This is a genomic window from Vibrio sp. 10N.261.52.A1 (assembly GCF_002876325.1).
GTDB classification, from domain to species: domain Bacteria; phylum Pseudomonadota; class Gammaproteobacteria; order Enterobacterales; family Vibrionaceae; genus Vibrio; species Vibrio chagasii.
Genome location: NZ_MCYD01001279.1, coordinates 1 through 568 on the forward strand (window position 1 = coordinate 1; position 568 = coordinate 568).

The 568-nt window shown below is 48.2% G+C and carries 1 pseudogene; it reads left to right on the forward strand.

The annotated features are described in order from the left end of the window. Nucleotides 1-66 precede the first annotated feature (66 nt). A pseudogene (locus tag BCT81_RS26800) lies at nt 67-568 on the forward strand (transposase); the annotation flags it as partial.

Consider the following 568-nt stretch of genomic DNA (forward strand, 5'->3'; position numbering starts at 1 on the left):
AAGTTAAAGGTTACGACGGTTATTGAAAGGATTGAATGAGTCGATTTAAAGACGCTTACAGATGTTCTGTTCGCGGACGAGACCACGTTGACCGTGCTCGATGACGAAAGAAAGAAAAGTTACATCTGGTTGTATGGGTGTGGTCCATACCGGGATGGTAATGCGCAAGCCCCCGGTATCGTCTTGTTCGACTACCAGGAAGGGAGTCGGGGGCATCACTGCCCTCAAGCGTATCTGTCAAACTACACTGGATACCTTCATGTGGATGGGTATAAAGCGTATGAAAAGACAGAGGCGAAGTTGGTGGGTTGCTGGGCGCATGCAAGACGCAAGTTCATTGAGGCAGAGCAGAGCCAACCAAAAGGCAAGCAAGGTAAAGGGGGTAAAATCTAGTGGGCAGTCAGTTGGTTCCAAAAGCTCTATCGTGTTGAACAAGCACTCAAAGATAAGACGAGGGAAGAGCGATATGCTACCCGCCAGTCAAATACTCAATCTCTGCTCAATGAGTTCAAAGCGTGGTTAGATAAATCGGTCACTCAGGTGCCCCCTAAAAGTAAACTGGGAGAGG